At 56.3% G+C, this 18,145-nt stretch carries 17 protein-coding genes and 1 pseudogene; 1 reads left to right on the top strand and 17 read right to left on the bottom strand.

From position 1 onward, the window contains the following. Positions 1-332: 332 nt before the first annotated feature. Positions 333-896 (top strand): flavodoxin domain-containing protein, encoded by a 564-nt coding sequence (locus ACR0B5_RS06755; protein WP_480539406.1) that lies wholly within the window; start codon positions 333-335, stop codon positions 894-896. Between the two features lie 78 nt (positions 897-974). On the opposite strand, the gene ACR0B5_RS06750 is transcribed toward ACR0B5_RS06755, so the two are convergent. The 17 genes and pseudogenes from ACR0B5_RS06750 to ACR0B5_RS06670 all read right to left on the bottom strand — a co-directional run bounded on the left by ACR0B5_RS06750 (position 975) and on the right by ACR0B5_RS06670 (position 18,088). After that, entirely contained in the window at positions 975-1,820 is an 846-nt protein-coding gene (locus ACR0B5_RS06750) for a universal stress protein (RefSeq protein WP_480539404.1), read from the bottom strand. 88 nt (positions 1,821-1,908) lie between these two features. Beyond that, positions 1,909-2,286, bottom strand: a complete 378-nt coding sequence (locus ACR0B5_RS06745; RefSeq protein ID WP_170376164.1) for a SnoaL-like domain-containing protein — start codon at positions 2,284-2,286, stop codon at positions 1,909-1,911. 88 nt (positions 2,287-2,374) lie between these two features. Further along, positions 2,375-2,491 (bottom strand): annotated as a pseudogene (locus tag ACR0B5_RS06740) (IS6 family transposase); the annotation flags it as partial. Positions 2,492-2,578: 87 nt separating this feature from the next. Further along, positions 2,579-3,586 (bottom strand): LacI family DNA-binding transcriptional regulator, encoded by a 1,008-nt coding sequence (locus ACR0B5_RS06735; RefSeq protein ID WP_480539402.1) that lies wholly within the window; start codon positions 3,584-3,586, stop codon positions 2,579-2,581. Positions 3,587-3,591: 5 nt separating this feature from the next. After that, a complete protein-coding gene (locus tag ACR0B5_RS06730) occupies positions 3,592-4,761 on the bottom strand; it encodes a dihydrodipicolinate synthase family protein (protein ID WP_480539401.1) in 1,170 nt (389 codons plus the stop codon). Positions 4,762-4,765: 4 nt separating this feature from the next. Further along, on the bottom strand, positions 4,766-5,074 hold the full coding sequence (locus tag ACR0B5_RS06725; protein WP_480539399.1) for a Dabb family protein: 309 nt from the start codon (positions 5,072-5,074) through the stop codon (positions 4,766-4,768). A 2-nt stretch (positions 5,075-5,076) separates the two neighbouring features. Beyond that, the gene (locus ACR0B5_RS06720) at positions 5,077-6,663 is read right to left on the bottom strand and encodes a GMC family oxidoreductase (RefSeq protein ID WP_480539397.1); all 1,587 of its coding nucleotides are present in this window, start codon (positions 6,661-6,663) and stop codon (positions 5,077-5,079) included. 16 nt (positions 6,664-6,679) lie between these two features. Beyond that, positions 6,680-7,438: a 3-ketoacyl-ACP reductase gene (locus ACR0B5_RS06715; protein WP_480539395.1), complete on the bottom strand. Its 759-nt coding sequence runs from the start codon at positions 7,436-7,438 to the stop codon at positions 6,680-6,682. Beyond that, positions 7,435-8,925, bottom strand: coding sequence for a GMC oxidoreductase (locus ACR0B5_RS06710; protein ID WP_480539394.1), 1,491 nt, complete (start codon positions 8,923-8,925; stop codon positions 7,435-7,437). Before ACR0B5_RS06710 ends, ACR0B5_RS06715 begins: the two co-directional genes overlap by 4 nt. Next, positions 8,922-10,034 carry a sn-glycerol-3-phosphate ABC transporter ATP-binding protein UgpC gene (locus ACR0B5_RS06705; protein WP_170470396.1) on the bottom strand — a complete coding sequence of 371 codons (1,113 nt, stop codon included), beginning with the start codon at positions 10,032-10,034 and terminating at the stop codon, positions 8,922-8,924. The genes ACR0B5_RS06710 and ACR0B5_RS06705 overlap by 4 nt, the downstream gene beginning before the upstream one ends. Positions 10,035-10,040: 6 nt before the next feature. Further along, positions 10,041-10,922 (bottom strand): carbohydrate ABC transporter permease, encoded by an 882-nt coding sequence (locus ACR0B5_RS06700; protein ID WP_068340098.1) that lies wholly within the window; start codon positions 10,920-10,922, stop codon positions 10,041-10,043. After that, entirely contained in the window at positions 10,922-11,815 is an 894-nt protein-coding gene (locus tag ACR0B5_RS06695) for a carbohydrate ABC transporter permease (RefSeq protein WP_170376146.1), read from the bottom strand. Before ACR0B5_RS06695 ends, ACR0B5_RS06700 begins: the two co-directional genes overlap by 1 nt. A gap of 101 nt (positions 11,816-11,916) precedes the next feature. After that, positions 11,917-13,155: an ABC transporter substrate-binding protein gene (locus ACR0B5_RS06690; RefSeq protein WP_480539844.1), complete on the bottom strand. Its 1,239-nt coding sequence runs from the start codon at positions 13,153-13,155 to the stop codon at positions 11,917-11,919. A gap of 68 nt (positions 13,156-13,223) precedes the next feature. Next, on the bottom strand, positions 13,224-14,747 hold the full coding sequence (locus ACR0B5_RS06685; protein WP_480539391.1) for an aldehyde dehydrogenase family protein: 1,524 nt from the start codon (positions 14,745-14,747) through the stop codon (positions 13,224-13,226). A gap of 4 nt (positions 14,748-14,751) precedes the next feature. Beyond that, a complete protein-coding gene (locus ACR0B5_RS06680; protein WP_480539389.1) occupies positions 14,752-15,519 on the bottom strand; it encodes an enoyl-CoA hydratase/isomerase family protein in 768 nt (255 codons plus the stop codon). Then, positions 15,516-17,087, bottom strand: a complete 1,572-nt coding sequence (locus ACR0B5_RS06675; protein WP_480539387.1) for an acyl CoA:acetate/3-ketoacid CoA transferase — start codon at positions 17,085-17,087, stop codon at positions 15,516-15,518. Before ACR0B5_RS06675 ends, ACR0B5_RS06680 begins: the two co-directional genes overlap by 4 nt. Further along, positions 17,087-18,088 carry a Gfo/Idh/MocA family protein gene (locus tag ACR0B5_RS06670; RefSeq protein WP_480539385.1) on the bottom strand — a complete coding sequence of 334 codons (1,002 nt, stop codon included), beginning with the start codon at positions 18,086-18,088 and terminating at the stop codon, positions 17,087-17,089. Before ACR0B5_RS06670 ends, ACR0B5_RS06675 begins: the two co-directional genes overlap by 1 nt. Positions 18,089-18,145 lie beyond the last annotated feature (57 nt).

Raw genomic sequence — 18,145 nt, 5'->3', positions numbered from 1 at the left:
TCTCAGAAACCTGCCCGCACGCAAACAAGTAAAATTCGCAGTGTGGTTCATCAGTTTTACAGTCTTCGTCGCTGTCTTGGCCTTTTGCTTAAGGTAGCAAGCTAGACCACAAGGGATTGGCTAGCTTCAAAGCTGCCGGCCGAAAGGGCAGGTTTTCTTGGAGATGGATGTCGTCGCGAACTTCCTTAAAACATGCCCTGCGTAAACAGCCAAAGCGCACAACAACGATCTCAATGTGGTCTCAAGAAACGCCTTTGATGGAGATCAAGGGCAACGCACGTCACTTATTCATAATAAGCAATCTATTCAGACCGATTTATGGGAGGATCGGAATGACTGTACTTATCGCCTTCGCCACGGTCGAAGGCCAGACAGCAAAGATTGCGCGCTTTATCAGCGATGTCGCGAAGAATACCGGTTTCGACGCAAAGCTGATCAATACCGATGAAATACCCAGCCACGTTTCGCTTGACGATGTGGTCAAGGTTATTCTCCTAGCCCCTGTCCACGAGCGTAGGCACCCCAATTCATTCGAGGCATTTATCGCTTCAAATAGAGATGCCTTAATGAAGCGAAAGTCTCTCGTGCTTTCCGTCGGTTTAAAAGCTGCTTTCGCGTCAGGTCGAGAAGAAGCACGCGACTATCTTGACGAAATGCTTCTTCGAACAGGTTTTGAACCAAATGCAACGGCTTTGATCGCAGGCGCGGTAAGGCCCGAAAACTACGGGTATTTTGAGAGGGAGATCCTTAAGCACGTCGTCTTGCTCGGTCGAAAAATCGATCCACGAGAAGGGGCAAGGGAGTTTACTGACTGGGATGAACTAAAGTCAATTGTGATAGCGTTCCTTGGCGAAAACGGTCGGGCAAGCACGCTTCAACCTCAAGCAAACTCTTAAAAAATGGTTTCTTAACTATTTAACGATGAATTATTATAGCTATGGCTTCCCGAAAGTCACAGTCTTCGGCTCACTTCATCAGTGTCCGAAAAGCACTGGTAAACTTGTCTGCTCCAACATTGCGTGCGTCGTGCCCCCAAAAACTGACTCTCGCAAACGGGAATGCCCATAGGCGCCCATAACAATGAGATCGGCCCCCGCTTCGCTTGCTCGTTCTTGAATGCAGTCTGCAATTGAATTCCCCCCGCACTGGAACTGCGACACGGTCAAGTTGCAACCGTGATGGCCGAGCCATTCAGCTAGGTCAGTTCCCGGCACACTACCTTCTACGTCCTCAGGCAACGGCAAATCAAAACACCCAATCACGACTTCTTTGGCCGCCAGTAGAATGGGTAAAGCTAAATGCGTTGCCCTGGACGCAGGCAAGCTGTCATTCCATGCCAAAAAAACGCGGTCGCGTTGGGCATACGGATCACCATTGACCATTAGTGCCACCGGCGAATGAAACAATACTCCGCACGCGATCTTGTGAAATAAATCGGGATCTCTTCGCAATCCAGCGTCTAGAAAAGCGATATCAGAGCATTTGGCTTGTTCTGCTACAAGTTGCTGCAACTCTGCTCCAAGTCCCATGAAGCCAGTTACATTTGCAGATACGCCCTGCCCAGCAAGAAGCGCTTCAACTTCAGTGGCCCGAGACTTCAAGGCGGCATTTTTCGCGTGAAGAACGTCCAACCAGTTCGAGGGAAGACCTGCTTCAACGAACCTGTTTGATCCATACTTCAAGTAAGGCAGGTTAGGTAAGGCCGCGATCAATACGCAATTCAAGTGGTCGTTCTGGATACGGGCAATTTCAGCGCATTCCAAAATCGACGCGTCTTCAGCATCAACTCCCACAAAATATGCCACAGTTCTGTGTTGCATTCCCGACCTCCGTCCGGAATTTAACTTTGCCCAAAAGCGGTGTGTACTGATTGAGCCAACAATTAGCTGATGTTGTTAGTCACTCTTCTCACTTCGGCAACATGAAAAACTCTTCCAGCACAATCTTGCCTTCCGCCACCGAATACACTGCGATCTCGCGCAGGGTCATACGCTCACCCGTGGCCTTCTGAACGACTTCGGCCCTGAAACGGACTCCAAAGCGGTTGGGTGGGTGGACGTAGGGGCCATCCACTTCTAGTTCTTGGATTTCATGCGATGCCAACCAATCCTCTCTTTTTCCCTTGATGGCTTCGCGACCCTTTGAAACGCGGAATTGTCGAACCGGAGGCACAACGGCCTCTATCGACTGTGCGTTTTCGGCATACATTTCATCAACACTGCCAAGGCCTCTGCGTTCACGCATGGCCTGGACGAAGGATCTACCGATTTCAATCAACTCTTCCATGAATCCCCTCCCCTAGATTGCCATTGAGTGTACCACTTCTTACCCCCTCAATTCTTGACAAGGATCAATAAGCACATTGGTGGAAATTTTCGGGGCTCACGTCGATGCCACGCTTGTGCAGCAGATCTTCGAGATTCCGAAGCGAGAGCGGGAAGCGGATGATCTCGGGACTAGATTCAAAGTGTTTGAAAAAGTCGGGTCTGGTCGTGGCAAAAGCTGCGCAACCGCCATGCCCCGCTTTACCAAAGTTCTTCTGACAAAACCTCTCGACAAAGGCTGGTATAGTCTTTTGCTACACCGTGTCTTTCGTAGTTTGCCTCAATACCAAGCGCGTTGTAGTTCGCGTGTGTTGCGCAGGCGCGACACCATCCTGCAACCACAGCAAAACAGTGTCCGCAACTTGTTCTCCAAACTCAGAGACGCCGCAATGTACTGTAGACAAAGCTGGCCAGCATTCTGATGCTTCCTTGATGTCGTCGAAACCGACAATCTGAAACTCCGTTCCAATCTTGACCTGAGTTTCATGGCAGGCATTAATCATCCCAAAAGCAACGAGATCATTGAAACAAACTGCGGCATCGCACGCAGGATGCTCTTTGAAGAGGCGGACTGTTGCTTCATGTCCAAATGATCGGCTGGATTCCCCTGTTTTTACAATAGGCTGCAAGTGGTTGTCTGTCATAGCGCTGATATAGCCGGACAGCCTTTCCTGAGTGACTTCGGCACCATCCAAACCACCAACAAAGGCGATGTTCCGCGCGCCTGTTTCGATCAGATACTGCGTTGCCGCGCGTCCACCCTCTGCGTAATCAGGAGCGATAAAGGGAAACCTGCCCGTTTCGCTTTCAACTTGTCGCAAGACCTGCATCAATGGAATGCCAGCTCGCTCTACCGCGGAGAGGGTGTTTGTGACATCGCCATAAGCTGGCGAAAGGATCAAGGCAGAAACACCGTGCTCGAGCATTGCGCCCACCACCTGATCCTGAAGTTCAGGGTCTTCGTTTGTGTTAGCCAATACAACTGCATAGCCTCGGGACCCCAACGCCATCTGCAACGAAGTCGCAAACTCGGTGAAAAACGGGTTGGTTAGGTCGTTGATCACCAAACCTATTAGCGCCGTTCCCGTGGATCGCAGATTTGCCGCCGATCGGTTGTAGACATACCCAATCTCTTTCATCGCGGTATGGACGAGCTTGCGTGTCTCCGGCTTCACCTGCGGGCTGCCCTGCAACACAAGGCTTACCGTCGACTTGGAAACGCCCGCCGAGTTGGCGACATCTATGATCGTGGGTCTTCGCATTCAGGCTATTGTTCAACTCCATGCAAGCTGAGAAGCGTGGTCATCCGTGCTTTAGCCAGTTCAGGATCCGAGAGTAAACCGGCCTGATCCGCCAATCTGAACACTTGCGCGTAGTGGCAGATGTCACGGCTGGATTGGAACCCACCCGGCATGATGAAATGGGACTGGGCTCCGTTCAGCCATGCCAGATAGGCAATACCGGCTTTGTAGAACCGCGTCGGAGCCTTAAAAATCTCTCGACTGAGGGAAACGGTCGGTGCGAACAGCGCGTTGTAGCGATCCATATCGCCCATAGCCAACGCCTCAAGCGCCTGGCTGGCGGCGGGGGCGATAGCAGCGAAAATGCCAAGCAGAGCGTGGGAAAAATGCGTTCCATCCCCGGCAATAAGATCAGCGTAGTTGAAATCGTCACCTGTGTAGAGGCGCACACCGTCTGGCAACCGTGCGCGGAAGGCTTCTTCATGAGCCTGATCCAGCAGGGATATTTTTATCCCATCAACCTTGTCAGGGTTTTCGTTGATCAGGGACAGCACAAAGTCGCTGGCCGCGTCGACATCCGTGCTACCCCAATAGCCCGTCAATGCAGGATCGAACATATCGCCCAGCCAGTGCAGGATTACTGGGTTCGCCGCCCCATCGATAAGCGCGCGATAGACGTCGTGGTACGTGTCTGGACCCGCGTTGATCGCTGGAAAGGCGCGTGACGCCATCAGGATCAATTGCCCTCCGGCGGCTTCGATCGCCTCGGCCTGGTGCTCGTAGGCTGACAGGATTTCACCTGCGGTGTTCAACGCGTTCAGAGGCAGATGATCAGTCCCTGCCCCACAAGCCACCCGAGGCGACAACGGATGCACCTGCGCCGCCTTCATTGTGCGCTGGATCAACTCCAACGCGGTCTCCCAATCGACGCCCATACCCCTTTGTGCGGTATCCATAGCTTCGGCCAGACCCAGCCCCTGATCCCAGAGCCCCTGACGAAATCGCAGGGTCGCTTCCCAATCAACTGTGGGGCGCCCATCCCAGGGGTTACGTTCTGCCAGCGGATCAGAAACCACATGAGCCGCTGCAAAGGCCGTGCGCGTCAGAGGCACCTGCGGCGCGCGCGGTAATAGCGGCGTTCCGGTCAGCGCATAGGGTTCCAATTGCCCCTCAGGGTTTGGCAAAATCAATTTCATTTTCTCAAACCTCCAAATCCAGAACCAGAATGCCGTCGATACCAGCCACGGCGTTCTCAACCAGCTGCGCGCCCAGCGCCTTGTGCGTTTCGTTGTTCTGATAGGCCTCCAGCGCGGCCCAATCGTCGAAATCGATCACGAACCCATGCATGTATCCGCGCTCGATCTGCTCGGGGCTTTCACTTCGGCCCCCGGTGAACCCGCTGGCTCCGGGAAGGGCCTTGGACACGTCCTCGAGGCCTTTGTAGATGGCTCCGATTGTGTCTTCGGCTACGTCGGCGCGGAATTTGGTCAGTACGATGTGGCGGATCATTTTTAGAAACCCTGATCTTGTTTGATCATGTCGGCAGCTTTTTCCCCGATCATGATCGTAGGTGCATTGGTGTTGGATGAATTGACCGTCGGCATAATCGACGCATCCGCGACGCGAAGCCCTTCGATCCCATTGAATCGTAGGCGCGGGTCCAGAACGGCTTCGGCGTCACTGCCCATACGGCAGGTTCCAGCGCAGTGGTGCGATGTTTTCGAATGTACGCAGATAAAATCGAAATACTCCTGCTCGGTCCGAACGTCCGGGCCCGGCAAACGTTCTGCCAGGATGTATGGCTTCAGCGCATCCTGTGCGAGGATGTTCTGCACCAGTTTCAGCCCCCGAATGGACATCTCGCGATCGTAAGGATCCGCCAGATAGTTGGGATCAATAAGCGGCATCACCGCAGGGTCTGAGCTTTGTAGCCGGACGGTTCCGCGTGACCTGGGGCGCAGGAAACAGGCGTTCAGCGTAACCCCGCCGTTGGGCATCGCCTCGACCCCAGCCTCAATGCCGGTACCAAGCCCCAGATGCATTTGAAGATCCGGCGAGCGCGCATCCGGGTCTGCGTACCAGAACCCACCCGTTTCAAACAGGCTGGACGCGACCGGTCCCTTGCGGGTGAAAAGGTATTGCAAGCCTGCGAAGGCTGAAAGGTGAAGCTTGGCGAAACGGTCGTAGGTGTGCGGGCCAGTCACTTCGCAAATCGAGTACAAATCCAAATGGTCTTGCAGGTTCGCACCAACTTGAGGTTGATGATAAACCGCGTCGATACCTAGACTGTCCAAATGATCCGCTGGGCCGATACCCGACAGTTGCAATAAGCGTGGCGAACCGATGGCACCCGAGGACAGAATGACCTCTTTCGCGGCGGAGATCTTGTCCCCGTTCAACATCTCGACACCAGTTGCCCTGCCCTTGTCCACCATGATGCGGCGGACCTGTGCGCCGGTGCGCACCGTCAGGTTCGGGCGGCTGCGGTTTGGCGCGATAAACGCCATCGCGGCAGATGAGCGTCGCGCATTGCGTTGGGTCAGCTGATAGTACCCCGCGCCATCCTGCTTCGCCCCATTCACATCCCGCGTTTCGGGAATCCCCACTTCCCCTGCGGCCTTGATGTAGGCATCGCAGATTGGCAAAGGTGCTGCGGGCATGGACACGCCCAGCGGTCCGCCCTTGCCGTGATATTCGTCGTCGTAGGTGTCGTTATCCTCGGACTTTTTGAAGTAGGGCAGCACGTCGGCATAGCTCCACCCTTCGCACCCCATCTGTCTCCAGTCATCGTAATCCTGAGCTGCACCCCGCGTGTAGATTTGCGCGTTGATCGCAGACCCCCCGCCGATAACCTTGGCCTGGGTGTAGTTAAAGACCTTGTTCTGCATGTGCTTTTGCGGAACCGTCGACCAGCCCCAGCTGCCGATACCCTTGGTCATCTTCGCGAACCCGGCTGGCAGGTGAAAGAACGGGTGACGGTCGGTGGAGCCAGCCTCTAGCAACAGCACACGCGCCGAGGGTTCTTCGGAAAGACGTGCAGCGATCACCGAGCCTGCCGAGCCGCCCCCAATGACAATGAAATCATATCCTTCAAACATTCTTGTGCGCCTTGATTTACAGACGTGAAATCGACAAGCCGCCATCCACCGGGATGGCGGCGCCGTTCGCAAAGTGCATCTGCCCCTGAACCATTGGGACCACAACGGACCCAATATCCTCGGGCGCACCCCAACGTGCCGCGGGAACAAGGCCGCCTTCGATACGGTCGGTATACTTGTCGCGCACGCCAGCCGTCATCTCAGTCGCGATGATTCCCGGTCGCAGCTCAAAGACGCCGATGCCTTCGGGGGCCAAGCGTACTGCGAACAACTGAGCCATCATCGCTGCGGCCGCCTTGGACACGCAGTACTCGGCACGTTCGATCGACACCATTGTCGCGCTGACAGAGGTGACAAAGATGATTGATCGATAGGTATCTTGCGGCTGCTCCAACATGCGCCGAGCCACTTCTTGCGCCAGAAAAAACGCGCCACGCAAGTTGATATTCTGCACGAAATCCCAATTCTCGGGCTTCAGATCCAGCATGTCACCACGCACTGGCGCCCCTACGCCTGCGTTGTTTATCAACGCGGTGATCGGGCCCAAATCGGCTTCGATCTGATCCAGTAGCGTCGGAACGTGATCAATGTCTGATACATCGTGCTGCACATAGATTGCGCTTGGGCCAAGCTCTGCCAAAGCCGCCTGAACCACTGGTTTGTCGCGCGCCGAGCGAGAGGCTATTGCGACCTTGTACCCCGCCGCGATCAAGGCGCGCGCCACCCCGAGACCAATGCCCTGTTGTCCTCCGGTCACCAATGCTGTTCCGGTCATGCGGCGAACTCCGTTTCAATAATGTGACGCCCTGCACGGAGTGCGAGTGCGGCTATCGTGAGGGCCGGATTCACCGCCGCAGAAGTCGGAAGAACTGACGCGTCGACGATGAACAAGTTCTTGTGGTCGTGGCTACGGCAGAACGTGTCGACGACACTGCTTGACGGATCATTGCCCATCCGCGCTGTGCCGCATTGATGTGACGGAGTGCGCCGATCAAATGGTCGCGACAATACAACAGGAAACCCGGCCTGCTTCAGATGCGCCTTTAGCCGCGCAACCAAGGCCTCGTGCGCGGCCCAATTCGAGCGTTTCCAATCCAGCCTGATCTGGTCACCTTCGACCGTCACCCGGCTGTCTGGGTTCGGCAGATCTTCGGACATAGCATAGAAATCAAAACTGCGATTGGCGATCAGTGCTGCAATTGGACCCGGTAGATGGGTTTGCGACGCAAGAATCGGTCCAGTGATCTTTCCCAACATCTGAATGTTGCCCAAAGGCAAACCGCCCTGTCCGTCGGTGTTGTAATAGTCGTTGAACATCAATGTCTTTTGATAGACTGCTCTGTTTCGACGCAGCGGATGAAGGGCCAGCACCGCCGAGCAATTGTGGTTCATGAAGTTGCGCCCGACCTGATCGGACCGATTGGCAAGACCGGCTGGGCAATTGTCGTTCGCGGACTGCAGCAACAGGACCGAGGACTGTACCGCACCTGCCGCGAGCACGATGACCGGCGCACTAAGGGCACCGTGGCCATCAACCTCGACGCTTGTGATGCGACCAACGGCATCAGCCTTCAGTTTACGGACACGCGCGTCAGTCAGCAGTTCGACATTGCCGTGCTTCATTGCTTCGGCAAGCGCACAGGTTTCGGCATCCATTTTGCCGCCGCATGTATTGGGAAACGCATCCCAAGTTGTTTGCCCGGCCTCTAGCCAGGTTTCAATGTCCACACCCAAAGGCACTGAGGATGGCGTCAGGCCTGCTTGGCTTAGCCGGTTCCTCAGGTCTGCAATATCAACCTCATCTGGCACAGGTGGGTGCGGGTAACCCCCACTGTGCGGCGGTTCGGTTGGATCTTGTTTGGTGGTGCCACGCGCTTCGTAAAGCTGTTCCGCGGCGGTGTAGTCCGGCTCCAGCTCTTCGTAGGGCATGGGCCAGCCGTGAGAGTAGCCACCCATATGCTGACGCGGCTCAAAATCCTCTTTCCGATAGCGTATTAAAGCTGCGCCGTAGAACTTGGAATTGCCACCGACGCAGTAGTAGTTTCCAGGGTTGAAAGGTTCGCCTGCTCCATCCAGCCATGTTTCATCGGGGCGAAAGTGCCCATTGGCAAAGATCGCCCTTGGGTCTCGGTCCTGAGGCGAGGGTTGCAACCGCTTTCCTCGTTCAAGGATCAGAATGCGACGACCGGACGGGGCCAACGCCGCAGCCAGCGTTGCCCCCCCAATACCCGACCCAATGAATATGACGTCAGCTCGATTCATGGAAGGATCCGCATCTCGCTTTCAGGATCGAAAGCCACGGCCTTTTCCATGTTCACAGCAAAGTTGAAATCCTGACCCGGTGCGACCTCGGCATCCGAACGCATACGCGCGATCACATCTCGTCCGCCCAATTGCATCGAGACGAAGGTGTCCGATCCAGCGGGCTCCGTCACCACAATACGGTTGGTCATCTGCGCGATGTTCGACGACTTTCGATCCGCACCATCCATATCGGTGATGGTCTCAGGGCGGATTCCCAACAAAATCTCGCGCCCATCCCATGCGGCCAAGTTGTCTTGGCTGAACGGAAGTTGCGCCATTGATCCGTCGTGAACGGCGACCTCTGCATGGGGGCGGCCATTCAAGACCGTAACCTTGGCCGGTACCACGTTCATCGCAGGCGAACCCATGAATGTTGCAACGAAGATATTCGCAGGCGTGTCATAGATTTCCTGCGGCGTACCCAGCTGCTGGACATAGCCGCCGTTCATCACGGCGATGCGGCTTGAAAGCGTCATCGCCTCGATCTGGTCATGCGTCACGTAGACGATGGTGGTCCCGAGGTTCTGATGCAGCTTCTTGATCTCGGTCCGCATATCAACGCGCAGCTTGGCATCGAGGTTCGAGAGCGGTTCATCGAACAGGAAGACATCAGGATTTCGCACCAGCGCGCGACCCATTGCAACCCGCTGACGTTGACCGCCGGACAACTGCCCGGGCTTGCGATCCAGCAACTGCTCGATCTGCAAGAGCTTGGCAACTTCTTGCATCGCTTTGTCGCGTTCAGGCTTAGGCACGCCATGCATCTCAAGGCCGAAAGTGATGTTCTGCCCGACCGTCATATTGGGATACAAAGCATAGCTTTGGAAAACCATGGCAATGTTGCGGTTGGACGGGTGCACCCCGTTCATCACCTGATCCTTGATGCGGATTTCGCCGCTTGTGATCTCTTCCAGCCCCGCGATCATGTTCAGCAGAGTGGATTTGCCACAGCCCGAGGGGCCGACCAGTACCAGGAACTCACCCTCCTGCACCGAGATATCCACTTTGTGCAGAACCTCGACCGCCCCGTAGGATTTGGTCGCGTTGTCAATGTCTAGAAAACCCATGAGGTCTTATCCTTTCACCGAACCCGCCATCAGGCCGCGGACGAAGTATCGACCGGCCACGATGTAGACGAGCAGAGTTGGCATGGCCGCCAGAATGGCGCCTGCAAAATGAACGTTGTATTCCTTCACACCGGTTGACGACTGCACCAGATTGTTCAGTGCCACCGTCATCGGTTGGCTGTTGGCATCGGCAAAGGACGCGCCGAACAAGAAGTCATTCCAGATGTTGGTGAACTGCCAGATGATCGAAACCACGGCGATCGGCCCGGAACTGGGCAGAAGAATGCGCCAGAAGATCTGGAAGAACCCGGCGCCATCAATCTGCGCCGCGCGGATCAGCTCGGTCGGGAACACAGCGTAGTAATTGCGGAAGTACAGCGTGGTGAAGCCAATTCCGTAGACAACGTGGACAAGCGCAAGACCCCAAGTGGTGCCAGCCAGCCCGATTATGCCCAACATCCGCGCCATTGGGATCAGAACAATCTGGAACGGAATGAAGCAGGCGAACAGCATCAGACCGAATAGGATGGTGTCGTACTTGAAGCGCCACTTGGTCAGCACATAGCCGTTCAACGCCCCAAGAATGGTCGAGACAATCACCGCCGGAACCACCATCTTAATCGAGTTCCAGAAGTAAGGCTTCAAACCCGTCGGATCGACGCCGATCTGCGCCGAAGACCACGCCTTGAGCCACGGCTCAATCGTGAACACCTGCGGCAGGTTCATCATGCCGCCGCCGGTGATCTCTTCCAGTGGCTTCACCGAATTCACCAGCATGACGTAGAGCGGCAGCAGGTAGAACAGACCGAACAGAAGCAGCACCAGATAGATCAGCGTGCGCGTAACGCGGCCCGTGCGGATTGCGGTATCCTGAGTTGCTTGTGACATCAGCGTTTCTCCCGCAATTCGGCGTAAAGATACGGGATCATGATCGCCGCGATGGTCATCAGCATGATCGTGGCCGAGGCCGCACCGATCCCCATCTGGTTTCGCGTGAACGTGTATGAGTACATAAAGGTCGCGGGCAGTTCGGTTGCGCGACCGGGTCCACCCCCGGTCAGGGCAATGACAAGGTCAAAGGTCTTGATCGCCAAGTGGCTTAGGATCACAAAGGCCGACAGGAATGCGGGACGCAGTTGCGGGATGATGATCCGGCGGTAGAGGTTCCAGTTAGAGGCGCCATCCATTTGCGCCGCGCGCAGGATTTCATTGTCGATTCCACGCAGACCGGCCAGAAACATTGCCATTACGAAGCCGCTGGTTTGCCAGACGGCCGCTAGAACCACCGTGTAGATGGCGTAATCACGGTTTTTTATCCAATCGAACTCGAAGCTGGTCCAACCCCATGTATGCATGACGTTTTCCAACCCGATGCCAGGGTCAAGGAACCATTTCCACGCGGTGCCGGTGACGATGAAGCTCAGAGCCATCGGATAGAGGTAGATGGGACGCAATAGCCCTTCGCCCCGGATTTTCTGATCAAGGAAGATCGCCAGACCCAGGCCTATACAGGTGCAGATCACGATATAGAGGCTCGCGAAAATCCCCATATTGATCAACGAGGTTTCCCAATGGCTCAGCCGCCACAATTTGTCGTAGTTTTCCCATCCGACCCATCCAAAGGACGGCAGGATGCGACTGTCGGTGAATGACAGGTAGACCGAAAACAGAATGAACCCGTAGACAAAGACCAACATCATCGCTAGCGACGGTGACAGGACCAGCTTGGGTATCCAGTTCTGAAGGCGTGTCTTAAAATCCGCGTCGGCTGAAGCAGCCATGGCGCGCCCTCCTCGTTCGAGTCGTGTTAGATCGGAGCTTTTGCGCCCACTTGGTGACAGGGCGGCCAGACCGCCGCCCCATCGGGAGGATCACTTGTGGATCACTTGGCGATCGAAACGGCGTCAACCAGTTCGGTCACAGCATCTTCGCTGCCGTACTCGCCGTTAAAGTGAGCGGTCACCACGTCATAGACGGCGTTCTTGACAGACGCAGGCGCGGCATGTCCGTGCGCCATCGAGCCGAACAAGTTGCCTGACGAAGCCGCGGCAGCCAAATCTTTCATGCCCTGCTGACCACACGCATCCAGATCACTGCCGTCCACGTCAGTACGAGCCGGGACGGAGCCCTTCACCTTGTTGAAGGCAATCTGGAAGGAAGGCGACAGGATCGCGCTGGCCAGCGCGGCTTGCTCGGCCGATACCGTACCGCCCTGGTCAAACATCATGAATTGGTCAGCGTTGAAGGTGACCTGATCCTGAGTGCCCGGGAAGCGGAAGCACAGGAAGTCCTCACCCGGCACTTTGCCCGCGTTCAGGAATTCGCCTTTGGCCCAGTCACCCATCATCTGGAAACCGGCCTCACCGTTGATGACCATTGCTGTCGCCAGGTTCCAGTCACGACCCGAGAAGTTCTCATCCACGTTGTCGCGGATAAAGGCCATTCGGTCGAACGCTTCTTTCATCGCGTCGCCACCCAGCGTTTCCTCGTCCAAGTCGATAAAGGCCGCTTTGTAGCCGTCAGGCCCCAGCGTCGACATTGCGATAGCATCGAACACGGTCGCGTCCTGCCATGCCTGACCACCATGCGCGATCGGAGTGATCCCGGCAGCTTTCAACGCCTCAACTGCTGCGACGAATTCGTCCCAGTTGGTGGGCTGTGCAATACCGTTGGCGTCCAGAACCGCTTTGTTGGCCCAGACCCAGTTGGTCGAGTGTACGTTCACAGGGGCCGAGACCCATTTGCCGTCATGCTTGGCAAAGGCCTTCAGTGCCTCTGGGACGACGTCATCCCAACCTTCCTGGGCTGCAACTTCGTTCAGATCGGCCAGCGCGCCCTGATCGGCCCAGTCCAGAATGTCAAAGCCCAGAGCCTGAACGGCAGTAGGAGCGTTGCCTGCGGTGACGCGGGCGCGCAGAACGGTCATCGCCTGCTCACCACCGCCACCGGCTACAGGCATGTCGGTCCAACCGATGCCCTGTCCGGACAGGTCGTCCTTGAGTACGTTTAGTGCTGCGGCCTCACCGCCAGACGTCCACCAGTGCAGAACTTCCACGTCTTCAGCGTGCGCAAGGCTGGTCGTGCACAGCAGACCTGCTACAAACAACGATTTTGTCTTCATAAATTTACGCATTCTTGTTTCCTCCCTTAATGCGTTATTCTCAGTCGGGACCAATTCGGTGCCCGTTCTTAGTCTTGCGGAACCCATGGCGCCCGGCTGTTGCCGACACGCATGACCACTGATTTCACTTCAAAGAATTCCTCGAACCCATATCTTCCGATTTCCCGCCCCTGCCCGGATTGTTTGACCCCACCGAAAGCGACCTCGGGGAACCCGTCCATCCAGGTATTGGTCCAGACCGTTCCCGCTTCTGCGCGGCGGGCAAACTCTAGGCAGGTGTGAACGTTTTCGCTCCATACCCCTGCCGACAGACCGTAAGCGCTATCATTGGTGAGCGCGATGGCTTCGTCCAGTGTTTTGAAAGTCAAAACAGACAGAACAGGCCCGAATACCTCATCGCGGGCAATGGGCATATCAGGCGAGACGTCAGAAATCACCGTCGGCTGATAGAACTGAGCGCCGAGGCCTTCGACCTCCAGCGGCTCACCACCCAGATCAATAGTCGCACCCGAAGCCTGCGCCTGTTTGACATACGCGTCGATTTTTGAGTTGTGCTCGGACGTTACGATAGCCCCAACCTGCGTTGTCGGGTCCAAAGGATCGCCGAATTTGACTTTGCGCGACAGGGCGACGACACGTTCGCGGAATTCATCAGCAATGTCCTCATGCACGATGATACGACTGCTTGAATTGCAGCACTGGCCAACATTGAAATAGACACCGAACACAACCGCATCAGCGGCTGCATTCAGATTGGCGTCGGGAAAGATGACCTGAGGGTTCTTGCCCCCAAGCTCTAGCGCGACTTTCTTGAGCGTATCCGACGCTACTGCGCTGATCGTCTTGCCTACAGCCGTAGAGCCCGTAAAGCTGATCATGTCCACGCTGTCATGGCTCGACATCACGCTGCCAACGGGAACTCCGTAACCCAGAACGATATTGCATACACCGGCGGGCAATCCGGCTTCGATCAACAATTCGCCCAGCATCAAGGTTGTCGACGGTGTCATCTCAGACGGTTTCACAACAACTGTGCAACCAGCCGCTAACGCGAAGGGCAGCTTCTGACTGAGAATCCAGAACGGAAAATTCCAAGGCGTGATGATGGACACGACACCGATGGGTTCCTTCAGCACGACACCCATCATATCTGCGCCAAGAGTGTTATGACTGTCGCCGTGCGTGCTGCGTGCCAATGAGGCCGCATAGCGCCAAAGGTCTGCTGCACCGCCGACCTCGCCCTTGGATTGGCTGATCGGCTTACCGCTTTCCAGCGTTTCGATCAGTGCAATCCGGTCGACATTCTGTTCAATCAGGTCGGCAACCTTAAGCAAAACGGTGGCCCGCTCTTTGCCCGATGCCCGACTCCACACACCGCTGTCGAACGACTTGCGTGCCGCCAAGATCGCCGCCTCAGCTTCAGCTTCGCCACCCAAGGCTGACTGGCTGACAATATGCCCGTGCGACGGCGAGCGCCGTTCGAACGTCTCACCCGATGCGCTATTCTGCCACCTGCCATCGATGAGATGCCGACCTTCGAACAACGGCGGCAGCTCGAACGGGATAGCAGGGTTGATGGTGATATCTTTCATATTGTCAAAGGCCCGAGAATGTGGGGTTACGTTTTTCCATGAACGCAGCAACGCCTTCTTCGCGGTCCGCTGAGGCCGCAATCGCTGCGCTACCAAGGGCTTCGACCACGGCATGAGTGTCTTCACCGACCGCTGCATGGATCATGTTTTTTGAGATTTCGGTGGCGCGAGGCGAAAGGGCACTGAGTTCTGTGGTGATCTCAAGCGCGCACGCCAGAACGTCGTCAGTCACCTCGGTCGCATAGCCCAAGGCCAACGCGCGGTCGGCACCGATACGGCGCCCAAAGAGTGCCATCTCTTTCACCGAAGCTTCGGGGATCAGACGGGTCAACCGCTGTGTCCCGGACCAACCCGGCACGATCCCAACCCGAGCTTCGGGCAAAGCCAACGTGGACCGCGGGGTCATCAGGCGCAGATCGCAGCAACTGGCCAGCTCTAGCCCGCCGCCGAATGCGTGACCGTTGATCGCTGCAATTGTCGGCTTGCCGATCCGCGCAAGGCGGTCAAAGATACGATGTCCATCACGGACCCAATGGCGCGCGAATTCAGCAGGGCTCAGACCACCCCAAGCGCCGATATCAGCACCGCAACAGAACGCTTTTTCACCCGCGCCGGTCAGAACGAGCGCACGAATGGACGCGTCACGCTCGACGTCTATCAGGCCAGCCTCCAGCGCGTGCAGCATATCTACAGTTAGCGCATTGAGCTTGGCCTCGTTGTCCAAAGTCAGGACGGCGGTTGCACCCTCGATATGAATGCGAAGCTTGCTCACAGTGTCATCCCCATCGGGCCAACTGCGAATAGCGACTTGGGCATCTGAACCGCGTTTTCTGCGACTTTGACGCGACCGCCCGAAGCTTCGACAATATCGCGCTGCGCCTCAATGCCGGGCATGATTTCCGTCGCAACCAGCCCCTGATCTGTTGGGCGAATGACGCAGCGCTCGGTCACATAGAGCACATCCTGACCGGTTTCCCGGGCACGGCGGCCCGAGAATGTGACATGCTCAACCTGATCCACCATCTTGGTGAACTTTCCGGGGGCATTCACTTGAATACCGTCATCTGTCAGGTCGATCTTGGCACCGGCTTCGAACCAGCCAGAGAACACGATCTTTTTGGCACGCGCTGTGATATCGACAAAGCCACCGCATCCTGCAGTCAGGTAGGGCTTCTTGCCAAGTTTGGAAACGTTCACATTGCCTTCTACATCGACCTCGAGGAACGAGAGGAACGACATGTCGAACCCGCCGCCCTGGAAATAGATGAATTGCTGTGGTGACGGTACGAAAGCATGTGCGTTGGATGCGCACCCAAAGGCAAAGCCGGTCAATGGGACGCCGCCAACGGCGCCCTGCTCAATTGCCCATGTCACCGCCTGAGGATGGCCCTCCTCCAACAAAACACGCGGAACCAGTGCGCTGATGCCAAAGCCCAAGTTGGCGCTCATGCCGCTGCGCAGTTCTTGGGCGGCACGACGCGCGATGACCTTTTCGACACCATGCTCGGCCAGTGAAAAGCTGTCCCAAGGGCGCATAATCTGGCCAGAGATCGCAGGGTCATACGAGGTCTCTGTCGTTTGCATCTGCTCTGGGTCTTCAACGATCAGATCGACCAAATGACCTGGCACGCGCACGTCATGGGGGCGCAAGCTACCCGCGGCAGTCACACGTTGAACCTGTGCGATCACGAGCCCACCGTGGTTGCGTGTGCAAATCGCTTGCTCCAATCCGCCCAGATAGGCACCTTCATGTTCATAGGTCAGGTTGCCAAACTCATCCGCCGTGGTTGCGCGCAAAACGCACACGTTCGGATTGATGTTCGGGAAGTGCAACCAAGTCTGACCGTCGAATTCTGTTCGGTTAACGATTGGAGCTGCCGCACCACGCGCGTTCATCGCGCATCCTTCGCGAACAGGATCCACGAAAGTCTCAAGCCCGACCTGCGTCAGAACACCAGGCCGATGCGCTGCGGCTTCGCGGTGCATGTCAAACAGAATTCCAGACGGCACGTTGTAAGCGGCCACCCGATCCTCGACGATCATCTTCCAGATTTCCGGCATCTCAAGGCTGGAAGGGCCGGACGGGTATGAACCGGCGAGAACGCGGCTTAGCAGTCCATCCTGCGCCAGATAATCCATGCCTTTCACGCCATACATATCCCCTGCAGCGATTGGGTGCAGCGTCGTAATGTTGCGCGGATGCCCTTCAGTGCGAAACCGCTCTCCAAGTTCCTTCAGCACGAGGTCAGGGCACCCCAGCGCAGAGGACGACGACACGGTGACAACCGCATTGTCTGGGATACGAGAAACGGCCTCGGAAACGGAAACAAGCTTGGTCATCAGAAACCGCCATAATCTATGTTGATACGCTTGCCCGACGCCGCGGCCTCACGAACGCTCAGCGCGATTGACAGCGATTTCACTCCATCAGGCCCGTCGGCAGCAGGACGGCCTTGTCCCGCAGCTGCAGTGACAAATTCCGATACGCCTTGAACGTAGAGAGAGTGGTCCGAAAACGGGATCTCTTCACTTCCGGCTTCAGTCACCAGTTTAATTGCCCCAACTGGGCGCTGCGTCATGATGCCATCCGCAAAAATCGAGCCCTCGGTTCCATGCACCTGCAGGCCAGACCCGGCAAAGGGGTGCGTAAAGCTTTCATGCGTCATGACCATCGCGCCCGAGGGCGTCGTCCAGACGGACATGCACGAGTCTTCGACACCCTGCCCCATCCCAGAGTTGGCCATTTGCGCGACGACAGACACCGGGTCTTCATTGAGCAGGAAGCGGCTGACATCCGCGTCATGAACAACGATGTCAGGGATTACGCCACCGCCAGCATCGGCCGAGTTGATACGCCACCCCTGCAAGTTCTCGGGCAAATGTACTGCGTGATGGATGCGCAGCGAAAGAACCTCGCCCACGCGCCCGCCTGCAATGAGATCACGAATGGCACGATGACTGCCAGAGCATCGCAGGTGGTGATTAGTACCAAAAGTCACGCCAGCCGCGTTGGCCGCGCGCACCATTTCGACAGCTTCCGCTTGCGTCATCCCGAGCGGCTTTTCACAAAGAACATGCTTACCAGCCGCGATGGCAGCCATCGCCTGACCATGGTGCTTCTCATTGGTTGAGGAAATGTAGACGGATTTCACGCCATCGTCTGACAGCGCCGCGTTCAGATCTGTGGTTGCATTAAGAATACTGTGTTCCTTAGCCCAGGTTTGCACCCGGTCAGGAGAATTACTGACGACCCAGGTCACGTCGTTGCCTGCCTGCTGACGCACCGCGTCCAACATATATTGCGAAGCTATAGTGCTCGCTCCGACAAATGCCCAGTTCATCTGATTTCCCCGAATTTTGGAACGTTCCAAAATGTGTAATGGAACGTTCCAAATTTG

It is taken from the genome of Ruegeria sp. AG1 (assembly GCF_056541705.1).
The sequence above is the reverse complement of the archived record's forward strand: the minus strand, read 5'-3'. Positions and strand labels throughout refer to the sequence as shown.

Excerpts from the sequence above, each read along its gene's own strand:
- ACR0B5_RS06720 (WP_480539397.1), bottom strand. The coding sequence starts at position 6,663 with ATGTTTGAAGGATATGATTTCATTGTCATTGGGGGCGGCTCGGCAGGC.
- ACR0B5_RS06735 (WP_480539402.1), bottom strand. The coding sequence starts at position 3,586 with ATGCGAAGACCCACGATCATAGATGTCGCCAACTCGGCGGGCGTTTCC.
- ACR0B5_RS06700 (WP_068340098.1), bottom strand. The coding sequence starts at position 10,922 with ATGTCACAAGCAACTCAGGATACCGCAATCCGCACGGGCCGCGTTACG.
- ACR0B5_RS06705 (WP_170470396.1), bottom strand. The coding sequence starts at position 10,034 with ATGGGTTTTCTAGACATTGACAACGCGACCAAATCCTACGGGGCGGTC.
- ACR0B5_RS06675 (WP_480539387.1), bottom strand. The coding sequence starts at position 17,087 with ATGACCAAGCTTGTTTCCGTTTCCGAGGCCGTTTCTCGTATCCCAGAC.
- ACR0B5_RS06750 (WP_480539404.1), bottom strand. The coding sequence starts at position 1,820 with ATGCAACACAGAACTGTGGCATATTTTGTGGGAGTTGATGCTGAAGAC.
- ACR0B5_RS06745 (WP_170376164.1), bottom strand. The coding sequence starts at position 2,286 with ATGGAAGAGTTGATTGAAATCGGTAGATCCTTCGTCCAGGCCATGCGT.
- ACR0B5_RS06730 (WP_480539401.1), bottom strand. The coding sequence starts at position 4,761 with ATGAAATTGATTTTGCCAAACCCTGAGGGGCAATTGGAACCCTATGCG.
- ACR0B5_RS06715 (WP_480539395.1), bottom strand. The coding sequence starts at position 7,438 with ATGACCGGAACAGCATTGGTGACCGGAGGACAACAGGGCATTGGTCTC.
- ACR0B5_RS06670 (WP_480539385.1), bottom strand. The coding sequence starts at position 18,088 with ATGAACTGGGCATTTGTCGGAGCGAGCACTATAGCTTCGCAATATATG.
- ACR0B5_RS06685 (WP_480539391.1), bottom strand. The coding sequence starts at position 14,747 with ATGAAAGATATCACCATCAACCCTGCTATCCCGTTCGAGCTGCCGCCG.
- ACR0B5_RS06695 (WP_170376146.1), bottom strand. The coding sequence starts at position 11,815 with ATGGCTGCTTCAGCCGACGCGGATTTTAAGACACGCCTTCAGAACTGG.
- ACR0B5_RS06710 (WP_480539394.1), bottom strand. The coding sequence starts at position 8,925 with ATGAATCGAGCTGACGTCATATTCATTGGGTCGGGTATTGGGGGGGCA.
- ACR0B5_RS06690 (WP_480539844.1), bottom strand. The coding sequence starts at position 13,155 with ATGAAGACAAAATCGTTGTTTGTAGCAGGTCTGCTGTGCACGACCAGC.
- ACR0B5_RS06755 (WP_480539406.1), top strand. The coding sequence starts at position 333 with ATGACTGTACTTATCGCCTTCGCCACGGTCGAAGGCCAGACAGCAAAG.
- ACR0B5_RS06725 (WP_480539399.1), bottom strand. The coding sequence starts at position 5,074 with ATGATCCGCCACATCGTACTGACCAAATTCCGCGCCGACGTAGCCGAA.